Below are 20,474 nucleotides of genomic sequence, written 5' to 3'. Positions count from 1 at the left end.
TGGTGAGGTGCCTGAATGTGCGACGATCCAGCCTACCGGAGAGCGCGCCGCGAGACGGCTGGACGGCATCGGTGTGCCTCGCCCGACCGGTTCAGCGGGGGAGGCGAGGCGAATCGGCGACGAGTCGGGCGGTGTACGGATGCTCCGGGCGTGCGAACACCTCGTCGGCGGCGCCGCTCTCGACCACGCGGCCGGCCTGCATGACGGCGACCCGGTCGGCCATGTGCGCCACGACTCCGAGGTCGTGCGAGATGAACAGCAGGGCGAGGCCGCGCTGCCGCTGCAGCTCGTCGAGCAGGTCGAGGATCTGCGCCTGGATCGTCACGTCGAGCGCCGACACGGGTTCGTCGCAGATGAGCAGCTCGGGCGAGGCCGCCAGCGCTCTCGCGATCGCGACGCGCTGGCGTTGGCCGCCCGACAGGGTCAGCGGCCGCCGGTCGGCGACGGATGCCGCGAGCCCCACCTGCTCGAGCAGCTCCGCCACGACGGGCCGAGCAGCATCAGGGCGGGCGGCGCCGTTCGTCGCGGCGCCGTTCGCGGCATCCGCGATGAGGCGCCCGACCTTCCACCTCGGGTCGAACGAGGCGAGCGGGTCCTGGTAGATCGCTCCGATGCGGTGGCGCTTGGGGCGCCGGTCCCGTTCGGCCAGCTCCGACCACTGCCCGCCGTCGAAGCGCACCGTGCCGCGGTCGGGCGCCGTGAGGGCGAGGGCCAGCCGCGCCACCGTGGTCTTGCCCGAGCCGGATTCGCCGACGAGCCCGAGCGTCTCGCCGCGCCGGAGCGAGAGCGACACGTCGTCGACGGCGGTGAAGCGGCCGCCGGGCACGGCGAACGTCTTGGTGAGGTGCGCCAGTTCGAGGAGCGGAGCCGCCTCGGCCGCGGAAGCCGCGGCCGGCGGCGTCGGGACGGCCGTCGTCGCGATGATCGCCGGTTGCTCCGGTGTCATCGACAGCCGTGCGCCGCGCGGGCTCTGCGCCGGGACCGCCGCGATGAGGGCCTTCGTGTAGTCCTCCTGCGGCGACTCCAGCACGGTGCGCGTGGGGCCCTGCTCGATGATCCGCCCCTCGCGCATGACGAGGATGCGGTCGGCCATGCGCGACACCACGGCGAGGTCGTGGCTGATGAGCAGCACCCCGGTGCCTCGCCCGCGGATCTCGTCGAGCAGCGCCAGGATGCGGGCCTGCACCGTGACGTCGAGTGCGGTCGTCGGCTCGTCCGCGATGAGGAGCGGGGGATCGAGCGCGATCGCGGCGGCGATGAGCGCGCGCTGTCGCAGCCCGCCCGACAGCTCGCCCGAACGGCGCCCGACGGCGAACGCCGGGTCGGGCATGCCGACGTCGGCGAGGAGTTCGAGCACTCGGGCCGATCGCTCGGCCGCCGACAGTCGTAGGTGGATCCTGAGCGGGTCGTCGATTTCGCGGCCGACGGTCCTGAGCGGATCGAGGGAGCCGAGCGCGTCCTGCAGGATGAGCCCCGCCCGACGCCCGCGAACCGCCCGCCACTCGCGTTCACCCGCCGCTCGCAGATCGAGGCCGTCGATGTGCAGTCGCTCCGCCGTGGCCTGCGAATGGGCACCGGCGAGGCCGAGCAGTGCGCGAGCCGTCACCGACTTGCCCGAGCCGGACTCGCCGACGATGGCGACGCATTCGCCGGGGGAGATCGTGAGATCGACGCCGTGCACGACCTCGATCCCGTCGAACGCGACCCGCAGTCGCGAGACGTCGAGCACCGGAGCCTCTTCCGTGTTCATCGCTCACCCCGTCCGCGACGTGTGAGTGCGCGACCGAGCACGGTCGTGGCGATGGTCGTGCCGACGATCATGAGACCCGGGAACACCGTCATCCACCAGGCCGTCGCGAGGTACGTGCGCCCGGCGGCGAGCATGGCACCCCACTCGGCGGCGGGCGGCTGGGCGCCGAGCCCGAGATAGCTGAGGGCGGCCGCCCAGACGATCGCCTGGCCGATGCCGAGCGTCGCCAGCACGAAGATCGGGAGGAGCGCGTTCGGCAGGACGTGCCTCGAGATGATGCGGGCCGGCGAGCGGCCGAGCACCCTCGCAGCCTCGACGTACTGCGATGAGCGGATCGCGACGAGTTGGCCGCGGATGATCCGGGCGTAGCCCGGCGCCGTGGAGAGTCCGACCGCGACCGTCGCGGTGACGGGCCCGGGGCCGTACACGACGATGACGAGCAGCGCGAGGAGCAGGCCGGGGAAGGCGAACAGCACCTCCACGAGCCGGTTGACGCTGAAATCGGCGATGCGCCCGCCGAAGCTCGCCAGCACGCCGAGCCCGAGCCCGAGCGCGAGTCCGATCGCGGTCGCCGTGACCCCGATCAGCAAGGAGGTCGCCGTGCCCGCGACGACGCGGCTGTAGACGTCACGACCCGACTCGTCGGTGCCGAACCAGTGCGCGAGGGACGGCGACTGGAAGGCATCGCCGGGGGCGATCTCGTTCGGGTCCTGCGTGGCGACGAGTTCGGGGGCGACGGTGGCCGCGAGGAGGAAGACGACGAACGCCGCTGCGAGGACGGTGCCGATCCGCGGCATCCGACCTCGGCGCCGTGCCGGCGCATGCGACGCCGCCGAGACGGCCGTCGCCTGCTGCAGCTCGAGATCGCTCATCGGCCGGCCTCCTGACGCAGTCGGGGGTCGGCGATGCGAGCGGCGAGGTCGGTGAGGACGGTCATGAGCACGTAGACGAGCGCGACCAGCAGCACCACGCCGGTGACGACCGGGATGTCGCGGAGTGTCACCGCCTGCAGCAGCGTGCGACCGAGGCCCGGCATCGCGAAGATCGTCTCGACCACCACTGCCCCGGAGAGGAGCCAGCCGAGCGCCCAGCCCGACAGGCTGATTGCCGGCAGTGACGCGTGCCGGATCGTGTGGCGCGCGCGCACGCCGAGCGCGCTCTCGCCGCGAGCGCGGGCGGAGACGACGAACGGCTGCTGCATCGCGTCGAGGAGGCTCTCGCGCATGACCTGGGCGAGGAAGCCCGCGAGCGGGACCGCGAGCGTCACGACCGGCAGCACGAATCCGGCGAGGGTGCCGGTGGCGACCGGCGGCAGCCAGCCCAGTCCGACGCTGAAGACCGCGATGAGCACGGCAGCGAGCCAGAAATGGGGGAGCGCGGCGGCCGTGATCTCGACGCCCTCGCCGAGGGCACTCGCGACCCGCCCGCGTCCGGTCGACCAGATCGCGAGGCCGAGCGCCAGGATCCAGGCCAGCATCAGGGCGAGTGCCGCGAGGAGCAGCGTGCCGCCGAGCTGGGCTCCGAGCAGGTCGGCGACGGGCAGCTTCAGGGCGTACGACACGCCGAGGTCGCCCGTGAGGAGCCGGCCGAGCATCGCGAAGTACTGCGCGATGAGCGGCTGGTCGAGCCCGTAGTCGCGGCGGACCTGGTCGAGCGCCTCCTGGGAGGCCTGCGAGCCCGGGCCTCCGAGGATCGCCTGCGCCGGGTCGCCGGGGATCAGGCGGATCGCGAAGAAGGTGAGCGTGGCGACCGCCCACAGCACGAACACCGCGCCGGCCACGAGCAGGCCGGCGCGGCGAAGGGTCGCGCCGCGGATCGAGCGGCGCTCGTCAGTCGGCGAGCCAGGCGTCATAGAAGGTCGGCGTCGAGACCGTGGGCATCGCTCGCGCGCCCTGCACCGAGGTGCTGAGGAGGAAGCTGTTCTGCTGGTCGTAGAGCGGTAGCAGGTAGTACCCCTCGAGGATGAGCTGCTGCGCGCGTTCGTAGAGGTCGGCGCGGGTGTCGGCGTCGCTCGTCGACGCGGCGTCGGTCAGGAGCGAGTCGACCTCGGGGTCGTCGAGCTGTGCGAGGTTCGCGAAGTAGCCGCTGGGCGCCGGAGTGATGCTGTCGGAGTGGTACAGGATGCGCAGCACGTCGGGACCGACCTTCGTGTACGGCGCGCTCACGATCTCGTACTCGTGCTCGGCGAGTGCTCCGTACCAGCTCGAGAGGTCGAGGAGCTCGATCACCACGTCGAAGCCCGCGGCCTTCGCCGTCGCCTGCACCTGCTCGAACAGGGACTGCTCGGCCGGGATCGACTGGTTCGTGCTGACCGGGAACCGCAGCGTGAGCCGGGCGCCGTCCTTCACGCGGTATCCGTCGGCGTCGCGTTCGGTCCAACCGGCCTCGTCGAGCAGCGCGTTCGCCCGGTCGAGGTCGGGCTCGAAGAGCGCCTCGTCGGAGTACGCGAGCGCCTCGACCGAGGAGAGCGGCGAGAAGGAGCGCTCCGCCGTGCCGAAGAAGAGCGCGTCGATGCCCTCGTCGACCTCGACCGCGCGGATGAACGCCTCGCGCACGCGCTCGTCGTCGAACGGCGCCTGGCCCGAGTTGAGTTCGATGCGGTTCGCCGCACCGGGGCGGGGCGCATCGAGCCAGGCGAGCGAGTCGTTCGACTTCGCCGCCGAGATGGTGTCGGGCTGCGGGTTGTCGATCACGTCGACCTGGCCCGCCTGCAGCGCGGCGTATCGCGACGCGGAGTCGGGCACGAAGCGCCAGTCGATGGCCTCGAGATAGGCGGGCCCGTCGTGCGCGGCATCGGCCGGCGGAGACGTGTAGTCGTCGTTGCGCACGAGCGACACGTGATCCTGCTTGACCCACTCGTCGACGATGAACGGCCCGGTGCCGATCGGCGCCTGGCAGTTCTCGTCCATGCCTCGGGCGAGCCCGGCGGGCGATTCGATGGCGACCCACGGCTGCGTGAGGGACTCGAGCAGCGCGCTGTCGGGCGAGCTCATGACGAACCGCGCGACCTGCTCGTCGACGACCTCGACGCGGTCGACCTTGCCGAGCGCGAGGTAGCCGGTGGAGGACTGCGTGGCCGGGTCCTTCAGGTGCTCGACGTTGGCCTTCACGGCCTCGGCGTCGAGCGGCGTGCCGTCGGTGAAGGCGACGTCGTCGCGCAGCGTGAACTCCCACGAGAGCCCGTCGTCGGCCGCCGTCCACGACTCGGCGAGCCAGGGGATGATCTCGCCCGAGTCGTCGCGCGAGACGAGGGACTCGAGGAACTGCCCGGCGAGGAGGGCCTGCGGGTAGTTGCCGCCCACGTGCGGGTCGAGGCAGGTGGGCTCCGCGTCACCGCTCGCGTAGGCGAGCGTGCCGCCGGAGACCGGTTCGCCGGATGCCTCGGGCGCGGGTGCCTGGCATGCGGTGAGGGCGATCGTCGAGACGACGGCGACGGCGGCGATGCCGATCCGTCGCGGAGTCGGGGAGGTGGTCACGGGTGCAGCACGCATCGGGGTCCTTGCGGTGGGGATCTGGGCGGGCTCGCGTCGGCGTGGGCCCGCACTCATCCTGACAGCGCAGTGCGGCCACGACAAGCAACTTGTTCGCATTTCACTAGAACAATAGACTTTGAGGATGCTGATCCGTCTCGACCCCACCCTCGATGCGCCGCTCTTCGAGCAGCTCGCCTCGGGCGTGCGCGCATCGATCATCGACGGTCGGCTCTCGGGCGGCGAGCGCCTGCCCGCAGCCCGCGAGCTCGCCGATTCGCTCGGCGTCAACGTGCATACCGTGCTTCGCGCCTATCACCGGCTGCGCGACGAGCGCCTCATCGAGCTCCATCGCGGCAGGGGTGCGGTCGTCGCCGTCCGCGTCGGCGGGCACGTCGCGCTCGCGGGCGCGGTGTACGACCTCGTCGACGAGGCGAAGAACCACGAGCTGCCCGAGGCCGCGCTCCTGGCCCTCGTCAGTGAGGCGTATCGCTCGGCGCCGCGCGCCTCCGGCGTGCTCCGTCCCTTGCCGACGCGGTAGTCTTGAGGGCGACGATGTCGATCCGGCTGCTGGCCGGAGAAGCCGTCGTCAGCAGTTCGGCGTCGATCCGGCCATCACCGGGGAGCCTTCGGAAGAACCCAGGCGGGCGCCACGCGGCATCCGCTCGGCAGTAGAACCGAACGGGGCGGCCCGTCACAGCCGGCAATGAGGGGCGAGTCGGTCGCAAGGCGCGACTCGCAAGCGAGGTGGTACCGCGGCGGCGCTCGATCGAGCACCGGCGTCCTCGTGAGAGCATCCGTCCCCGCAAGGAGCGAGCGTGTACCCCCGTACCCCAGACGACCACGGTGTCGCCGCCTCACCCGAGTTCCCCGCCGTCGAGCGCGACGTGCTGGCCTTCTGGAAGGCCGACGGCACGTTTCAGGCCTCGATCGACCAGCGCGAGGGCGCTCCCGAGTGGGTCTTCTACGACGGCCCGCCGTTCGCCAACGGCCTGCCCCACTACGGGCACCTGCTGACCGGCTACGCGAAGGACCTGTTCCCGCGGTTCCAGACCATGCGCGGCAAGCAGGTGCACCGCCGCTTCGGCTGGGACACCCACGGCCTGCCCGCCGAGCTCGAGGCCGAGCGCCAGCTCGGCATCACCGACAAGAGCGAGATCGAGGAGATGGGCATCGCGGCCTTCAACCAGGCCGCCCGCGACGCCGTGCTCCGCTACACCAAGGAGTGGCAGGAGTACGTCACCCGCCAGGCGCGCTGGGTCGACTTCGAGCACGACTACAAGACGCTCGACGTGACGTTCATGGAGAGCGTCATCTGGGCGTTCAAGACGCTGCACGAGAAGGGCCTCGCCTACGAGGGCTACCGCGTGCTGCCGTACTGCTGGCGCGACCAGACGCCGCTCTCGAACCACGAGCTGCGCATGGACGACGACGTGTACAAGATGCGCCAGGACCAGACGGTGACGGTCACGTTCCCGCTCGTCGGCGCGAAGGCCGAGACCCTCGGGCTCACGGCGGTGCGCGCGCTCGCGTGGACGACGACCCCTTGGACCCTGCCGACCAACTTCGCCCTCGCGGTCGGTCCCGACATCGAGTACGCGGTCGTGCCCGCCGGGCCGAACGGCACGCCCGACGCGACCGTGCTGCGTGAAGAGGCCGGCACGGCCGAGACGGGCGCCGCGGCATCCGACACCGAGGTGCTCGGCGGCGAGTACCTGCTCGCGATCGACCTCGTCGGCAACTACGCGAAGGAGCTCGGCTACGACTCCGCCGACGACGCGCGCGCCGCGGTGTCGCGCACCGTGCGCGGTCGCGAGCTCGAGGGCGTGGCCTACGACCGGCTCTTCGACTACTACGCCGACGTCGAGGAGCACGGCCTGCAGAACGCCTGGCGCATCCTCGTCGCCGACTACGTCACGACGGAGGACGGCACCGGCATCGTGCACCAGGCTCCGGCCTACGGTGAAGAGGACCAGAAGATCTCCGAGGCCGCCGGCATCCCGGTCATCATCTCGCTCGACGAGGGCGGCCGCTTCCTGCCGGCGGTGACGGATGTCGCGGGGCTTCTGTGGAGCGACGCGAACAAGCCGCTCACCCAGCTCCTGAAGGCCGAGGGGCGCCTGCTCCGCCAGGCGAGCTACGAGCACTCGTATCCGCACTGCTGGCGCTGCCGGAACCCCCTCATCTACAAGGCCGTCTCGAGCTGGTTCATCCGCGTGCCCGAGTTCAAGGGCCGCATGGGCGAGCTCAACCAGGACATCAACTGGGTGCCCGACAACGTCAAGGACGGCCAGTTCGGCAAGTGGGTCGCGGGCGCCCGCGACTGGTCGATCAGCCGCAACCGCTACTGGGGCTCGCCGATCCCGGTGTGGAAGAGCGACGACCCCGAGTACCCGCGCATCGACGTCTACGGCTCGCTCGAGGAGCTCCAGCGCGACTTCGGCCGCCTGCCGGTGAACCCCGACGGCGAGCCCGACCTGCACCGCCCCTACATCGACGATCTCGTGCGCCCGAACCCCGACGACCCCACCGGTCGCTCGATGATGCGGCGCATCCCCGACATCTTCGACGTGTGGTTCGACTCGGGTTCGATGCCGTTCGCGCAGGTGCACTACCCGTTCGAGAACCAGGAGTGGTTCGACAGCCACAACCCCGCCGACTTCATCGTCGAGTACATCGGGCAGACGCGCGGCTGGTTCTACGTCATGCACGTGCTCTCGACCGCGCTGTTCGACCGGCGCGCCTTCTCGAACGTCGTGAGCCACGGCATCGTGCTCGGCAGCGACGGGCAGAAGATGTCGAAGTCGCTGCGCAACTACCCCGACGTCTCGGAGGTCTTCGAGCGCGACGGCTCCGACGCGATGCGCTGGTTCCTCATGTCGAGCTCGGTGCTCCGCGGCGGCAACCTCATCGTCACAGAAGAGGGCATCCGCGAGGGCGTGCGCCAGTTCATGCTGCCCCTCTGGAGCACGTGGTACTTCTTCTCGCTCTACGCCAACTCGGCGCGCGAGGGCGGCTACGAGGCATCCGCTCGCACTGATTCGACCGACGTGCTCGACCGCTACCTGCTCGCGAAGCTCGGTGCGCTCGTCACCGAGGTGACCGCCGACTTCGAGGCGTTCGACTCGCCGCTGGCGGCGGCGAAGCTGCGCGACTTCGGCGACGTGCTGACGAACTGGTACGTGCGCCGCTCGCGCGACCGCTTCTGGGCGGGCGTCGGCGAAGACGGCTCCGGCAGCGAGGCGTTCGACACGCTCTACACGGTGCTCGAGACGCTCACACGGCTCTCGGCGCCGCTGCTGCCGCTCGTCTCCGAGCAGGTCTGGCGCGGTCTCACCGGCGGGCGCAGCGTGCACCTGGCCGACTGGCCCGACGCGGCGGCCTTCCCGGTCGACCACGACCTCGTCGCCGCGATGGACTCCGTGCGCGAGATCAGTTCGGCCGCCCTCTCGCTGCGCAAGCAGTCGGGTCGTCGGGTCCGGCTCCCGCTCGCGCGCCTCACGGTCGTCGCGACGGATGCCGCGGCGCTCGCGCCCTTCGAGGCGATCCTGCGCGACGAACTGAACGTCAAGGCCGTCGACCTCGTCACGCTCGACGCCTCGAGCGCTGAGCGCTTCGGGGTCACGAAGCGGCTCACCGTCAACGCCCGCGCCGCGGGCCCGCGTCTCGGCAAGACCGTGCAGCAGGCGATCCAAGCAGCCCGTTCGGGCGACTGGACCGTCGACGGCGACGCGGTCGTCGCCGGCGGCATCGCGCTCGAGACGGGGGAGTACGACCTCGTGCTCGAAGCCGGCGGCTCGGGCGACGGATCGAGTGCCCTCGCGCTGCTCGCCGACGGGGGATTCGTGATCCTCGACACGGCGACGACAGCCGAACTCGAGGCAGAGGGTCTCGCTCGTGACGTCGTGCGCGCCGTGCAGGAGTCGCGCAAGGCGGCGGGCCTCGAAGTGGGCGACCGCATCAACCTGACGCTCCGGCTCGACGAGACCGGAGCCGCGGCGGCCGAGCGTCACCGCGAGCTCATCGCGGGCGAGACGCTCGCGACCGAACTGTCCGTGATCGCCGGAGACCCCGGCGACGACGCGAAGTCCGTCGGCGAGTCCTCCCGGCTGACCGTGGAGGTGGCGAAGGCATGACCGACGAACTCGACTTCACCGACGCCGCCGACGCGGTGTACCGCAGCCTCCTCGAACGGGTCGGCGAAGCCGCTCCCGAACGACGGCTCGACGCCACGCGACGCGCGGTGGAGATCCTCGGCGACCCGCATCGCGCAGCACCCGTGATCCACATCACCGGCACGAACGGCAAGACCTCCACCAGCCGCATGATCGAGTCGATCCTGCGTGCCGGCGGCCTGCGCACGGGCCTCATGACGAGCCCGCACCTCGAGCGGTTCACCGAGCGCATCCTGATCGACGGCGCGCCGGTCGCCGATGAGGCGGTCGCCCGCAACTGGGAGGAGATCGAGCCGTTCGTCGCCATCGTCGACGCCGAACTCGAGGCCGCAGGCACGCCCCGGGTGACCTTCTTCGAAGCGCTCACGGTGCTCGCGTTCGCGTGCTTCGCGGACGCGCCCGTCGATGTCGTCGTGCTCGAGGTCGGCATGGGCGGCGAGTGGGACTCGACGAACGTGGCCGACGGCCAGGTCGCGGTGTTCACGCCGATCGCGCTCGATCACGAGTCCGCGCTCGGCACCACGATCGCGCAGATCGCACGCACGAAGGCGGGCATCATCAAGCCCGAGTCGGCGGTCGTCACTGCCTTCCAGGCGCCCGAGGCGCTGACCGTGCTGCGCGACGCGACCGCCGCTCAGGGCGGCACGTTCGCCGTCGAGGGTGGAGCCTTCGCGGTGCTCGACTCCCGGGTCGCCGTCGGCGGTCAGCTCATCTCGGTCAAGGGTCTCGCGGGGGAGTACCGCGACCTCGCGCTGCCGCTCTTCGGCCGCCACCAGGCCGAGAACGCCGCCGTCGCGATCGCCGCGGTCGAGTCGTTCCTCGGCGCCGGCACGATGCGCATGGCCGACGAGGTGCTGCAGCAGGGGCTCGGCGCCGTGACGTCGCCCGGCCGGCTGCAGATGGTCGGCACCGAGCCGCCCGTGCTCGTCGACGCGGCCCACAACCCGCATGGGGCCGCATCGCTCGCGGCCGCGCTCGAGGAGTACTTCGACTTCGACGAGGTGGCGTTCGTGCTCGGCGTGCTCGCCGGCAAGGACGTCGCCGGCATCACGGCTGCGCTCGCACCGCACGCGACCCGGTTCATCGTCACCGCGCCCGACTCCGACCGCGCGATCGGGGCCGAGGAGCTCGCGGCATCCGTCGCCCGAGCCGTCGGGCCGGAGCTTGCAGCGAACGTCGAGGCCGTCGAGCGACTCGACGACGCGCTCGACGAGGCTCGCGCCTGGGCCGAGGCCGCTCCGAAGCGAGCGGTCGTGGTCGCCGGGTCCATCGTGCTCGTCGGCGAGGCCATCGCCGTGGCCGCCGACCGCGAATGGGGGCGCTCGTGAGCGACTCGACGTCCGTACCCGAACCCGACGAGACGGCAGCCGACGCGCCCGTCCGACCGCTTCGCTCCATCCGTCAGAGCCTCGCCGCCATCGTGCTCGGCTTCGAGGTCATCGTGGTGTTCCTCGCAGCGCTCGTCATCTGGGGCCTCTCCCAGGGCGGCGTCGAGGGCTCGCTGCCGTCATGGGTCGCGCTCGCAGCCGGCGGCGTCATCATCCTCGCCCTGATCGTGACGATCGGGCTCCTGCGGTTCAGCTGGGCGTACCCGCTCGGCTGGGTCATCCAGGTGCTCATCCTCGCGTCGGGCTTCCTCAACCCCGCGATGTTCGTCGTGGGCGCGCTCTTCGGCGGCATGTGGTGGTACTGCATGGTGACCGGCGCACGTATCGACCGAGACCGAGCGGCCGCGGCCGCGCAATGGAAGGAACAGCAATGACCAGCCCCATCGAAGAGACCCTCGTGCTCGTCAAGCCCGACGGCGTCGCACGCAACCTCACCGGCGAGATCCTCCGCCGCATCGAGGCGAAGGGGTACTCGCTCGTCGACATCCGCCTCGTGCAGCCCGACCGCGAACTGCTCGCCCGCCACTACGCCGAGCACGAGGGCAAGCCCTTCTACGAGCCGCTCATCGAGTTCATGGAGTCGGGCGCGATCGTCGCCATGCGGGTCGCCGGCAACCGCGTGATCGAGGGCTTCCGCGTGCTCGCGGGCACCACCGACCCCACGACGGCGGCACCCGGCACGATCCGCGGCGACTTCGGCCGCGACTGGGGCCTCAAGGTGCAGCAGAACCTCGTGCACGGCTCCGACTCGGTCGAGTCGGCCGAGCGAGAGCTCGCCCTCTGGTTCTGAGGCTCCGCGCCTCGAGGCGGCTTCCCGCCTCGTACTGCTGAACGACGTCGCGGCGCCCGGGTCACCGGGCGCCGCGACATCCGGAATCAGCTGAACGCGTTCTGCAGGTCGAGGATCACCCGCGGGATCGCGTCCATCTGCGCCTGCGCGAGCAGCACGACCACGGCGAAGCAGATCACCGTGATGAGCGGCACCCATGAGAGCCAGCTGCCCGCGAGGCGGCGGATGCGTGCCGATGCCGGAATATGCCCCTCGCGGAGGTTGTAGAGCGTCAGCGCCCAGAACGTCGGGATCGTGACGGCCCACGTGAGCATGCACCAGGGGCACAGCACGTCGAGCACGTAGATGCTCTGGTAGATGAGCCAGCCCACGAAGACGAGCGCGCCGGCGACGCCGACGTCGAACGCGGCCCAGAACCAGCGCGCGAACGTCGCTCCTGCGAGGATCGCCACGGCGATCGTGATGACCACGGGCCAGGCCATCAGGCCGAGGAACGGGTTCGGGAAGCCGAAGACCCCTCCCTGCCATGACGCCAGGTTGGTGCTGCAGCCGACGAGCACTCCGACATTGCACGAGGGGATGTGCGACGGATCGCTGAGCGAGAGCACCTTCTCGATCGAGAGCTCGAACGCGGCGAGGAGGCCGAGGCCCCCGGCGATCAGCAGGAAGACGGCGAGGCCGACGGGTCTGGAGCGACTGGGGGAGTCCGGCATGCTCGGATTATGGCATGCCGATTCCGCCCTCAGCTGCGAGAGCATGCGATAATCGAAGGAGTCGTCCGGGCCGCGCCCGGCACGACGCCAATGAGGGCTTTGAGGATGCAGCGCATCCGAGTAGGCGGTGAAGGCACCGCAAGACGTGGCGACACAGGCAACCTGCCGGTCGCAGTAATGAAGGATTCGGCGGCTCGGCGCACGCGCGGAGCTGCTCCAGACGAGTACGGGACGACGGCGCGGCTGTCGGAACCGGCGTAGGAGTGCACCAGAGATGGTGGAAGGCAACGAGAAGAACACGAACGAACCCGAGGCCGGCAGCGGCGGGGCACGGCGACGCGGAGGCCTCTTCGGCGCGCGGCGCGCGAGTCGCGCGAAGACGGTCGAACCCCGCGTGACGCCCGAGGTCGAGGTGCCGGCGGTGCCGGTGGCCCAGACTGCGGATGCCGCGGCGCCGGTCGCTCCCGAGCCGGCCGACGCCACGAGCGTCGACGCGGCTGCGGCGACCCCGCCCGCGACGAACCCGACCGCGACGTCCGACGTCGTGCCGGCCGCCGCGGAGGGTCCCGACGCATCGGCTGCGACCGTCGAGGTCGACGTCGAAGCCGTGGTCGAGGCCGTCGAGGTCTCGCCGATCCCCGCGACGCTCACGACGACGTCGCTGATCTTCCACGCACCGCCGGTGCTCGTGGGCTTCGATCGCGACGACCGCGACGAGCGCACCGGTCGTGACGACCGCGGCGGCCGTGACGAGCGGGGCGGCGACCGGGGCGCTCGCGAGTCGGCCCGTGACGAGCGAGCGGGCAGCCGCGAGCGAGACGACGACGAATCGTCGACCGTTCGTCGGCGTACGCGCCGTCGCAGCGGCGAAGAGGGCCGCGCCAACACCGACGAGCCCGCCAACACCGTCGTCAAGGTGCGCCGGCCGCGCGAGGTCGAGCTCATCACCGAGCCCCAGAAGGTCAAGGGCTCGACGCGACTCGAGGCGAAGAAGCAGCGTCGTCGCGACGGTCGCGATGCCGGCCGTCGCCGCGCGGTGATCACCGAGGCCGAGTTCCTGGCACGTCGCGAGTCCGTCGACCGGTCGATGGTCGTACGCGAGAAGGGCGGCCGGATCCAAATCGGCGTGCTCGAAGACGGCGTGCTCGTCGAGCACTACGTCGCGCGCAACCAGGAAGCATCGCTCATCGGCAACGTCTACCTCGGCCGCGTGCAGAACGTGCTGCCGAGCATGGAGGCCGCATTCGTCGACATCGGCCGCGGCCGCAACGCCGTGCTGTACTCGGGCGAGGTCGACTGGGATGCCGCCGCCGAGAACGGCGAGAAGAACCAGCCCCGCCGCATCGAGCTCGCGCTCAAGCCCGGCGACCGCGTGCTCGTGCAGGTCACGAAGGACCCGGTCGGCCACAAGGGCGCCCGACTGACGAGCCAGGTCTCGCTGCCCGGCCGCTACCTCGTGTACGTGCCCAACGGCTCGATGAACGGCATCAGCCGCAAGCTGCCCGACACCGAGCGCGCGCGCCTCAAGAAGATCCTCAAAGAGGTGCTGCCCGACAACCAGGGCGTCATCGTGCGCACCGCGGCCGAGGGCGCGACCGAAGAGCAGCTCACCCTCGACGTGAACCGCCTCATCGCGCAGTGGGCCGACATCTCGACCCAGCTCGAGAAGGTCCAGGCGCCGGCGCTCCTGCACTCCGAGCCCGACCTGCTCATCAAGATCGTCCGCGACGTCTTCAACGAGGACTTCCAGAAGATGGTCATCGAGGGCGACGAGGCTCGCCAGACGATCGAGCGGTACCTTCGCGCGGTCGCCCCCGACCTGCTCGAGCGCGTCGAGGCGTATGCCGGTGAGCGCGACTCCTTCGACGAGTTCCGCATCAGCGAGCAGATCGAGAAGGCGCTCGACCGCAAGGTCTGGCTGCCCTCCGGCGGTTCGCTCGTCATCGACCGCACCGAGGCGATGACGGTCGTCGACGTCAACACGGGCAAGTTCGTCGGCTCCGGCGGCAACCTCGAAGAGACCGTCACGAAGAACAACCTCGAAGCGGCTGAAGAGATCGTGCGCCAGCTCCGCCTGCGCGACATCGGCGGCATCATCGTCGTCGACTTCATCGACATGGTGCTCGAGTCCAACCGCGACCTCGTGCTGCGTCGTCTGGTCGAGTGCCTCTCTCGCGACCGCACGAAGCACCAGGTCGCCGAGGTCACCTCGCTCGGCCTCGTGCAGATGACCCGCAAGAAGCTGGGGCTCGGCCTCCTCGAGTCGTTCAGCGAGCCGTGCGACATCTGCGCCGGTCGCGGCATCATCGTGCACCACGAGCCCGTCGTGAAGCACCGCAGCGCCCAGCAGTCGCAGCAGCCCGAGCGCCGCGGTCGCGGTCGTGGCGGCAACCAGCAGCAGCCCGCGCAGGCTCCCGCCGAGCCGAAGGCCCACACCGGAACCCATGCGATCACCGACGACGTGAAGAACGCGCTCGCGCAGATCGCCGCGTCGACGATTCCGCACACCGAGCACAAGGCCGAAGAGCCTGCAGCGGATGTCGCGGGCGAGCAGCCCGCTGCCACGGCCGACGCCGGTCGCGCACCGAAGGCCGACGCCGACGAGAAGCCGGCCGAGACCTCGGGAGGTGGCCGCCGTCGCGGTCGTCACCGCAGGGTGTCGCAGGATCAGGCGGCAGCGACTGCAGCTCCCGAGTCCGACGCCGAGCCGGCCGCCGCCGCATCGGCTGACGTTGCTCCGCCGGTCGAGGCGCCGGCGGCACCGCCGTCGGCAGAGATCCCGCCGATCCTCGACCTGCCGGTTCCCCCGGTCTCGCGCAAGCGCCCGGTACGGGTCGCCGAGACCGAGGTGCTCCTCGACTCGGTGCTCGACGCGCTGCCCGCTCCGAAGAAGGCGGGAGAGGGGCGCACGCGCAGTCGTCGCGTCTCCACCGCTGCGCTCAGCACGACGGCCGGCGGCCAGCCCGTGATCACCAGGGCCGACGGCTCCGGCGACTCCGCGGCATCCGACTCAGCCGAGTGATGTCCGGGCTGCGCGCTCACGCCGTTCACGCGGCGTGACGCGCAGTCCGCTTCGCCGAAGGCGCTCGACGAGCTCCCTCGGCGAGACCGGCTCGGCGCCTGCGGCGACGAGGTCGTCGTAGCGTTCGATTGGGACGTCGTAGTGGTCGAGGTCGAACGATCTCGGCGGCAGTCCCGTCCTCTCAGCGAACTCCCGGAGTTCGCTGATCGACTCGTCGCTGACGAGGTGCGCCCAGACGGTGCCGTGCTTCGGCCAGAGCGGCGTGTCGATGAGCACGGTCATGCGCCGATCCTACGCGTGACGAGTGCGACTCGCCGGTGGAGTGCGTTTGACCGGCCCCCCGAGATCCGGTAAACTCGACCGTTGGTGCCGCCGCTTATCACGGTGCGCCCACCCGTAGGTCTCCGGTGTTCGGTTCTCCGAGCTCCAGAATCGCCTGCACATCAGTTTTCTGCCAGTCACCACCCTTCTTCCCGCTGGGGCGACCGCGCAGTGACACCCCATCAGACAGTCGGAGCCCCTCGGGTTCCCCAGAGATAGGTACGAGTAGTGGTTTACGCAGTAGTGCGCGCCGGCGGTCGGCAGGAGAAGGTCGAAGTCGGCACCATCGTGACGATGGACCGCATCAAGGCAGACAAGGACGGAAACGTCAAGCTCGCCGCGGTGCTCCTCGTCGACGGCGACAAGATCACCTCCGACGCCAAGGCGCTCGAGAAGGTCACGGTCACGGCCGAGGTCCTCAACGACCTCCGCGGTCCGAAGATCGTGATCCAGAAGTTCAAGAACAAGACCGGATACAAGAAGCGCCAGGGGCACCGTCAGGACCTCACGCGCGTCAAGGTCACCGGAATCAAGTAGAGCCTGAGGAGAGCAGCTAATGGCACACAAAAAGGGAGCTAGCTCCACTCGCAACGGTCGTGACTCCAACGCGCAGCGCCTCGGCGTGAAGCGCTTCGGTGGCCAGGTCGTCGGCGCAGGCGAGATCATCGTCCGCCAGCGCGGCACGCACTTCCACCCGGGCGCAGGCGTCGGTCGCGGTGGCGACGACACCCTGTTCGCGCTCGAGGCCGGTGCAGTGCAGTTCGGCAACAAGGGCGGCCGCAAGGTCGTCAACATCGTGGCGGTCGGCGAATAGTCGATCGACCTTCATCGTGAGGGCGGGCTTCGGCCCGCCCTCACGTGTTTTACTGGGTTTGGAGAGTGCAGCATGGTCAGCTTCGTCGACGAGGTGACGCTGTTCCTGCGTGCAGGTCACGGCGGGAACGGATGCGTCTCCGTCCGCCGTGAGAAGTTCAAGCCGCTCGCCGGTCCCGACGGCGGCAACGGCGGCAACGGCGGCGACATCGTGCTCATCGCCGACCCCCAGGTGACGACGCTGCTCGGCTACCACGGGCGACCGCACCGCTCCTCCGCGAACGGCCAGCCCGGCATGGGCGACCACCGCGCCGGCGCCGTCGGCGAGACCCTCGAACTGCCCGTGCCCGTGGGCACCGTCGTCAAGAGCACCGACGGCGTCGAACTCGCCGACCTCACCGAGCCCGGCGCCCGCTTCGTCGCGGCGGCCGGAGGCCTCGGAGGCCTCGGCAACGCCGCCCTCGCGACCACGAAGCGCAAGGCCCCGGGCTTCGCGCTGCTCGGCACCCTCGGCGACGAGGTCGACATCACGCTCGAGCTCAAGTCCATCGCCGACGTCGCGCTCGTCGGCTACCCGTCGGCCGGCAAGTCGAGCCTGATCGCCGCCATGTCCGCCGCGCGGCCGAAGATCGCCGACTACCCCTTCACGACGCTGCACCCGAACCTCGGCGTCGTCCAGGCCGGCGACCACCGGTTCACGGTCGCCGACGTTCCCGGGCTCATCGAGGGCGCCAGCGAGGGCAAGGGCCTCGGCCTCGAGTTCCTCCGGCACGTGGAGCGATGCTCCGCCCTGCTGCACGTGCTGGACTGCGCCACGCTCGAACCGGGCCGCGACCCGATTTCCGACCTCGAGGTCATCCTCGCGGAGCTCGCCGCCTACCCGGTGCCCGACGGGCAGCTGCCGCTCCTCGAGCGCCCGCAGATCATCGCGCTCAACAAGATCGACGTACCCGAGGCACGGGAGCTGGCCGAGTTCGTGCGCCCCGACCTCGAGTCGCGCGGCTACCGCGTGTTCGAGATCTCGACCGTCAGCCACGAGGGCCTGCGCCAGCTCGGGTTCGCCCTGGGCGAGCTCGTCGGCACCGCCCGTGCAGAGGCCGAAGCCGCGACACCGCCGGCACCCGAGCGCATCGTCATGCGGCCGAAGGCCTCCAACGACCCCGGCTTCACCGTGCGCGCAGAGGGCGGCAGCTACGGCACCATGTACCGCGTGCTCGGCCACAAGCCCGAACGCTGGGTCCAGCAGACCGACTTCACGAACGACGAGGCCGTCGGGTTCCTCGCCGACCGCCTGGCGAAGCTCGGTGTCGAAGATGCCCTCGTTCGCGCCGGCGCTGACGCCGGTTCGACCGTCGTGATCGGCAAGGGCTCGGGTGTCGTCTTCGACTGGGAGCCCACGCTCACCTCGACGGCCGAGCTCATCACGGCACCGCGCGGCACCGACGTCCGCCTCGACGAGAACCGTCGCGCCACGCGTGCCCAGCGACGCAGCGAGTACTACGAGCGCATGGACGCCAAGGCGGAGGCCCGGGCCGAACTCGAGCGCGAGCGCACCGCGGGCATGTGGACCGAGCTCGACGAGCAGACCGACGCCGAGGCCGCTGCAGGTGCCGAGGCCGGGAAGGACTCGAACGGCGAGGATCGGGAATGACCCCCGCCAGCCGAGCAGAGGTCCCCGCATCGTCGCGCATCGTCGTCAAGGTCGGCTCCTCGTCGATCAGCGGTGAGAACTCCGATCAGATCGGGCCACTCGTCGATGCGCTCGCGGCTGCGCACGCGAGGGGCGCAGAGATCGTGCTCGTCTCATCCGGAGCGATCGCGACGGCCATCCCGTTCCTGAGCCTCGACGGGCGACCGACCGACCTCGCGACCCAGCAGGCCGCGGCGGCGGTCGGTCAGAACGTGCTCATGTGGCGCTACCAGACGAGCCTCGACCGCTACGGCGTGCTCGCCGGCCAGGTGCTGCTCACGGCGGGCGACCTCGAGAACTCCACCCCCCGATCGAATGCCCAGCGTGCGATGGACCGGCTGCTCGCCCTCCGCATCCTCCCGATCGTCAACGAGAACGACACCGTCGCAACGCACGAGATCCGCTTCGGCGACAACGACCGCCTCGCAGCCCTCGTCGCCGAGCTCATCGGCGCCGACCTCCTCGTGCTCCTCTCCGACGTCGACGCGCTCTACACGAAGCCGCCGCACCTCGAGGGCGCGCGTCGTATCGAACACGTGCCGTACGGCGACGAACTGGCCGGCGTCGAAATCGGTTCCGCGGGTCGCGCCGGCGTCGGCACCGGGGGAGCGGAGACGAAGGTCTCGGCGGCTCGCATCGCGGCCGAAGCGGGCACCGCCGTGCTGATCACGGCGACGCCGCTCGTGGCGGAGGCACTCGCGGGGCACGACATCGGCACCTGGTTCGATCCCGTGCCGCCGCGTCACACGGCGGAGCGCGACACGCCGCTCGCCTAGGCTTGGGGGCATGGAGCAGCCCGACCTCGACGTCTCGGTGATCGACGCCCGTCTCGCCGCGGCGAAGGACGCCTCACGGCGCCTCGCCCGCGCCTCGACCGCCGAGAAGGACGCCGCGCTCGAGCAGGTGGCGGTGCTCCTCGCCGCGCGCTCGGCCGAGATCATCGCGGCGAACGCACTCGACCTCGAAGCCGGTCGCTTGGGCGGTCTCGGCTCCGGGCTGCTCGATCGACTCGCACTCGACGAACGGCGCGTGGCCGCACTCTCCGACGCGGTGCGCGAGGTCATCGGACTCACCGACCCGGTGGGCGACACGGTGAGCGGTCGCTCCCTGCCCAACGGCGTGCGCATCGACCAGATCCGGGTGCCCCTCGGCGTCATCGGCGCCATCTACGAGGCACGACCCAACGTCACGATCGACATCGCCGTGCTCGCACTGAAGAGCGGCAACGCCGTGGTCCTCCGCGGCGGCACGGCCGCCGAGCAGACAAACCGGGTGCTGCTCGGCGTGCTCCGCGACGCACTCGATGCGGCCCGACTGCCGTCAGACGCGGTGCAGACCGTCGACGACTTCGGCCGAGCCGGTGCCAGGCACCTCATGCAGGCCCGCGACTACGTCGACGTGCTGATCCCTCGCGGCAGTGCCGGACTCATCCGCGCCGTCGTCGACGAGGCGAAGGTGCCCGTCATCGAGACGGGCGCCGGCGTGGTGCACATGTTCCTCGACGAGAGCGCTCGTGAAGACTGGGCGGTCGACCTCGTGCACAACGCCAAGACCCAGCGGCCGAGCGTGTGCAATGCGCTCGAGACGCTGCTCGTGCACGTCGGCTCGGCCGAACGGCTGCTGCCGCCGGTGATCGAGCGCCTCGAGGCATCCGGCGTCACCGTGCACGGCGACGAGCGCGTTCGGGCGATCCGGCCGGAGGTTGCGCCGGTGACCGACGAGGACTGGGCGACAGAGCACATGTCGCTCGACATCTCCGTGGGCGTCGTGGACTCGATCGACGATGCGATGGCGCACATCCGCCGGTATTCGACGAAGCACACCGAGTCGATCGTGACGAACGACCTCGGCAACGCCGAGCGATTCCTCAACGAGGTCGATGCCGCCGCCGTCATGGTGAACGCGTCGACGAGGTTCACCGACGGCGCCGAGTTCGGATTCGGTGCCGAGGTCGGCATCTCCACGCAGAAGTTGCACGCGCGCGGCCCGATGGGACTGCCCGAACTGACCAGCACCAAGTGGATCGTGCGCGGTGCCGGACATGTGCGCGGCTGACCTCGCTAGACTGTCTGGAGCACGACCCGCAGGATTCGAAAGGAACGGCGAATGAGCCTTGTCACCGCAGTGCAGACCGCGACGGTGTTGACCGAGACGGTGCACGCGAGGGAGCTGCCGATGGAGTCCTGGGTCTACGGTCTCATCGCCCTCGCCATCTTCGCCGCCCTCGGGTTCGTCGTCGCCTCGTACCGCGACGTGGCCAACCGCCACGCCGCCAAGGCCGCGGCGTACGCCGCGCGCCACGCCGGAGACGAGCACGGCGGCCACTGAGGCTGGCGAGCGCG

18 protein-coding genes are annotated in these 20,474 nt (G+C 70.6%); 12 read left to right on the top strand and 6 right to left on the bottom strand.

All coding sequences use genetic code 11. The features are described 5' to 3' along the window. Positions 1–91: 91 nt before the first annotated feature. The 4 genes from ESP57_RS02205 to ESP57_RS02190 are packed head-to-tail and all read right to left on the bottom strand — an operon-like array spanning position 92 to position 5,241. Positions 92–1,750 carry a dipeptide ABC transporter ATP-binding protein gene (locus tag ESP57_RS02205; RefSeq protein WP_129230423.1) on the bottom strand — a complete coding sequence of 553 codons (1,659 nt, stop codon included), beginning with the start codon at positions 1,748–1,750 and terminating at the stop codon, positions 92–94. Then, entirely contained in the window at positions 1,747–2,622 is an 876-nt protein-coding gene (locus ESP57_RS02200) for an ABC transporter permease (RefSeq protein WP_129230422.1), read from the bottom strand. The genes ESP57_RS02205 and ESP57_RS02200 overlap by 4 nt, the downstream gene beginning before the upstream one ends. Further along, positions 2,619–3,602: an ABC transporter permease gene (locus tag ESP57_RS02195; protein WP_129230421.1), complete on the bottom strand. Its 984-nt coding sequence runs from the start codon at positions 3,600–3,602 to the stop codon at positions 2,619–2,621. The genes ESP57_RS02200 and ESP57_RS02195 overlap by 4 nt, the downstream gene beginning before the upstream one ends. Then, the gene (locus ESP57_RS02190) at positions 3,580–5,241 is read right to left on the bottom strand and encodes an ABC transporter substrate-binding protein (RefSeq protein WP_129230420.1); all 1,662 of its coding nucleotides are present in this window, start codon (positions 5,239–5,241) and stop codon (positions 3,580–3,582) included. Before ESP57_RS02190 ends, ESP57_RS02195 begins: the two co-directional genes overlap by 23 nt. Before the next feature lie 124 nt (positions 5,242–5,365). Here ESP57_RS02190 and ESP57_RS02185 point away from each other — a divergent pair, with 124 nt between their 5' ends. The 5 genes from ESP57_RS02185 to ndk all read left to right on the top strand — a co-directional run bounded on the left by ESP57_RS02185 (position 5,366) and on the right by ndk (position 11,573). Beyond that, complete coding sequence (locus ESP57_RS02185) at positions 5,366–5,761, top strand: GntR family transcriptional regulator (RefSeq protein WP_056009166.1); 396 nt, start codon at positions 5,366–5,368, stop codon at positions 5,759–5,761. Between the two features lie 277 nt (positions 5,762–6,038). After that, the gene (gene ileS, locus ESP57_RS02180) at positions 6,039–9,356 is read left to right on the top strand and encodes an isoleucine--tRNA ligase (RefSeq protein ID WP_129230419.1); all 3,318 of its coding nucleotides are present in this window, start codon (positions 6,039–6,041) and stop codon (positions 9,354–9,356) included. Beyond that, positions 9,353–10,723 (top strand): bifunctional folylpolyglutamate synthase/dihydrofolate synthase, encoded by a 1,371-nt coding sequence (locus ESP57_RS02175; protein ID WP_129230418.1) that lies wholly within the window; start codon positions 9,353–9,355, stop codon positions 10,721–10,723. The genes ileS and ESP57_RS02175 overlap by 4 nt, the downstream gene beginning before the upstream one ends. Next, positions 10,720–11,157: a DUF4233 domain-containing protein gene (locus ESP57_RS02170; protein WP_235507683.1), complete on the top strand. Its 438-nt coding sequence runs from the start codon at positions 10,720–10,722 to the stop codon at positions 11,155–11,157. Before ESP57_RS02175 ends, ESP57_RS02170 begins: the two co-directional genes overlap by 4 nt. After that, on the top strand, positions 11,154–11,573 hold the full coding sequence (ndk, locus tag ESP57_RS02165) for a nucleoside-diphosphate kinase (RefSeq protein ID WP_056009153.1): 420 nt from the start codon (positions 11,154–11,156) through the stop codon (positions 11,571–11,573). Before ESP57_RS02170 ends, ndk begins: the two co-directional genes overlap by 4 nt. A gap of 86 nt (positions 11,574–11,659) precedes the next feature. Here the strand turns inward: ndk and ESP57_RS02160 are convergent, their stop codons facing one another. After that, complete coding sequence (locus ESP57_RS02160) at positions 11,660–12,286, bottom strand: vitamin K epoxide reductase family protein (protein ID WP_129230417.1); 627 nt, start codon at positions 12,284–12,286, stop codon at positions 11,660–11,662. Between the two features lie 274 nt (positions 12,287–12,560). Between ESP57_RS02160 and ESP57_RS02155 the strand changes: the two genes are divergently transcribed. After that, complete coding sequence (locus ESP57_RS02155) at positions 12,561–15,308, top strand: Rne/Rng family ribonuclease (RefSeq protein WP_129230416.1); 2,748 nt, start codon at positions 12,561–12,563, stop codon at positions 15,306–15,308. Here ESP57_RS02155 and ESP57_RS02150 read toward each other — a convergent pair. After that, on the bottom strand, positions 15,297–15,590 hold the full coding sequence (locus ESP57_RS02150; RefSeq protein ID WP_056009144.1) for a DUF4031 domain-containing protein: 294 nt from the start codon (positions 15,588–15,590) through the stop codon (positions 15,297–15,299). The genes ESP57_RS02155 and ESP57_RS02150 overlap by 12 nt on opposite strands. A gap of 267 nt (positions 15,591–15,857) precedes the next feature. Between ESP57_RS02150 and rplU the strand changes: the two genes are divergently transcribed. From rplU to ESP57_RS02120, 6 genes are all read left to right on the top strand, one after another. After that, entirely contained in the window at positions 15,858–16,166 is a 309-nt protein-coding gene (rplU, locus tag ESP57_RS02145) for a 50S ribosomal protein L21 (RefSeq protein ID WP_074258992.1), read from the top strand. A gap of 19 nt (positions 16,167–16,185) precedes the next feature. Next, positions 16,186–16,443, top strand: coding sequence for a 50S ribosomal protein L27 (rpmA, locus tag ESP57_RS02140; RefSeq protein WP_056009138.1), 258 nt, complete (start codon positions 16,186–16,188; stop codon positions 16,441–16,443). 72 nt (positions 16,444–16,515) lie between these two features. After that, positions 16,516–18,093: a GTPase ObgE gene (obgE, locus tag ESP57_RS02135; protein WP_129230415.1), complete on the top strand. Its 1,578-nt coding sequence runs from the start codon at positions 16,516–16,518 to the stop codon at positions 18,091–18,093. Continuing rightward, entirely contained in the window at positions 18,090–18,908 is an 819-nt protein-coding gene (gene proB, locus ESP57_RS02130; RefSeq protein WP_129230414.1) for a glutamate 5-kinase, read from the top strand. Before obgE ends, proB begins: the two co-directional genes overlap by 4 nt. Positions 18,909–18,918: 10 nt before the next feature. Next, complete coding sequence (locus ESP57_RS02125) at positions 18,919–20,187, top strand: glutamate-5-semialdehyde dehydrogenase (RefSeq protein ID WP_115957847.1); 1,269 nt, start codon at positions 18,919–18,921, stop codon at positions 20,185–20,187. Between the two features lie 51 nt (positions 20,188–20,238). Continuing rightward, positions 20,239–20,460, top strand: a complete 222-nt coding sequence (locus ESP57_RS02120) for a hypothetical protein (RefSeq protein ID WP_056009123.1) — start codon at positions 20,239–20,241, stop codon at positions 20,458–20,460. Positions 20,461–20,474: the final 14 nt, after the last annotated feature.

This window comes from Agromyces fucosus, assembly GCF_004134865.1.
Lineage (GTDB): Bacteria > Actinomycetota > Actinomycetes > Actinomycetales > Microbacteriaceae > Agromyces > Agromyces fucosus.
Note: the sequence above shows the minus strand (reverse complement) of the source record. Positions and strands in the feature narration are given on the sequence as shown.

Excerpts from the sequence above, each read along its gene's own strand:
- ESP57_RS02150 (WP_056009144.1), bottom strand. The coding sequence starts at position 15,590 with ATGACCGTGCTCATCGACACGCCGCTCTGGCCGAAGCACGGCACCGTC.
- ESP57_RS02160 (WP_129230417.1), bottom strand. The coding sequence starts at position 12,286 with ATGCCGGACTCCCCCAGTCGCTCCAGACCCGTCGGCCTCGCCGTCTTC.
- ESP57_RS02195 (WP_129230421.1), bottom strand. The coding sequence starts at position 3,602 with ATGACGCCTGGCTCGCCGACTGACGAGCGCCGCTCGATCCGCGGCGCG.
- ESP57_RS02205 (WP_129230423.1), bottom strand. The coding sequence starts at position 1,750 with ATGAACACGGAAGAGGCTCCGGTGCTCGACGTCTCGCGACTGCGGGTC.
- ESP57_RS02190 (WP_129230420.1), bottom strand. The coding sequence starts at position 5,241 with ATGCGTGCTGCACCCGTGACCACCTCCCCGACTCCGCGACGGATCGGC.
- obgE (WP_129230415.1), top strand. The coding sequence starts at position 16,516 with ATGGTCAGCTTCGTCGACGAGGTGACGCTGTTCCTGCGTGCAGGTCAC.
- ESP57_RS02155 (WP_129230416.1), top strand. The coding sequence starts at position 12,561 with ATGGTGGAAGGCAACGAGAAGAACACGAACGAACCCGAGGCCGGCAGC.
- proB (WP_129230414.1), top strand. The coding sequence starts at position 18,090 with ATGACCCCCGCCAGCCGAGCAGAGGTCCCCGCATCGTCGCGCATCGTC.
- ESP57_RS02125 (WP_115957847.1), top strand. The coding sequence starts at position 18,919 with ATGGAGCAGCCCGACCTCGACGTCTCGGTGATCGACGCCCGTCTCGCC.
- ndk (WP_056009153.1), top strand. The coding sequence starts at position 11,154 with ATGACCAGCCCCATCGAAGAGACCCTCGTGCTCGTCAAGCCCGACGGC.
- ESP57_RS02200 (WP_129230422.1), bottom strand. The coding sequence starts at position 2,622 with ATGAGCGATCTCGAGCTGCAGCAGGCGACGGCCGTCTCGGCGGCGTCG.
- ESP57_RS02175 (WP_129230418.1), top strand. The coding sequence starts at position 9,353 with ATGACCGACGAACTCGACTTCACCGACGCCGCCGACGCGGTGTACCGC.
- ESP57_RS02120 (WP_056009123.1), top strand. The coding sequence starts at position 20,239 with ATGAGCCTTGTCACCGCAGTGCAGACCGCGACGGTGTTGACCGAGACG.
- ESP57_RS02185 (WP_056009166.1), top strand. The coding sequence starts at position 5,366 with ATGCTGATCCGTCTCGACCCCACCCTCGATGCGCCGCTCTTCGAGCAG.
- rpmA (WP_056009138.1), top strand. The coding sequence starts at position 16,186 with ATGGCACACAAAAAGGGAGCTAGCTCCACTCGCAACGGTCGTGACTCC.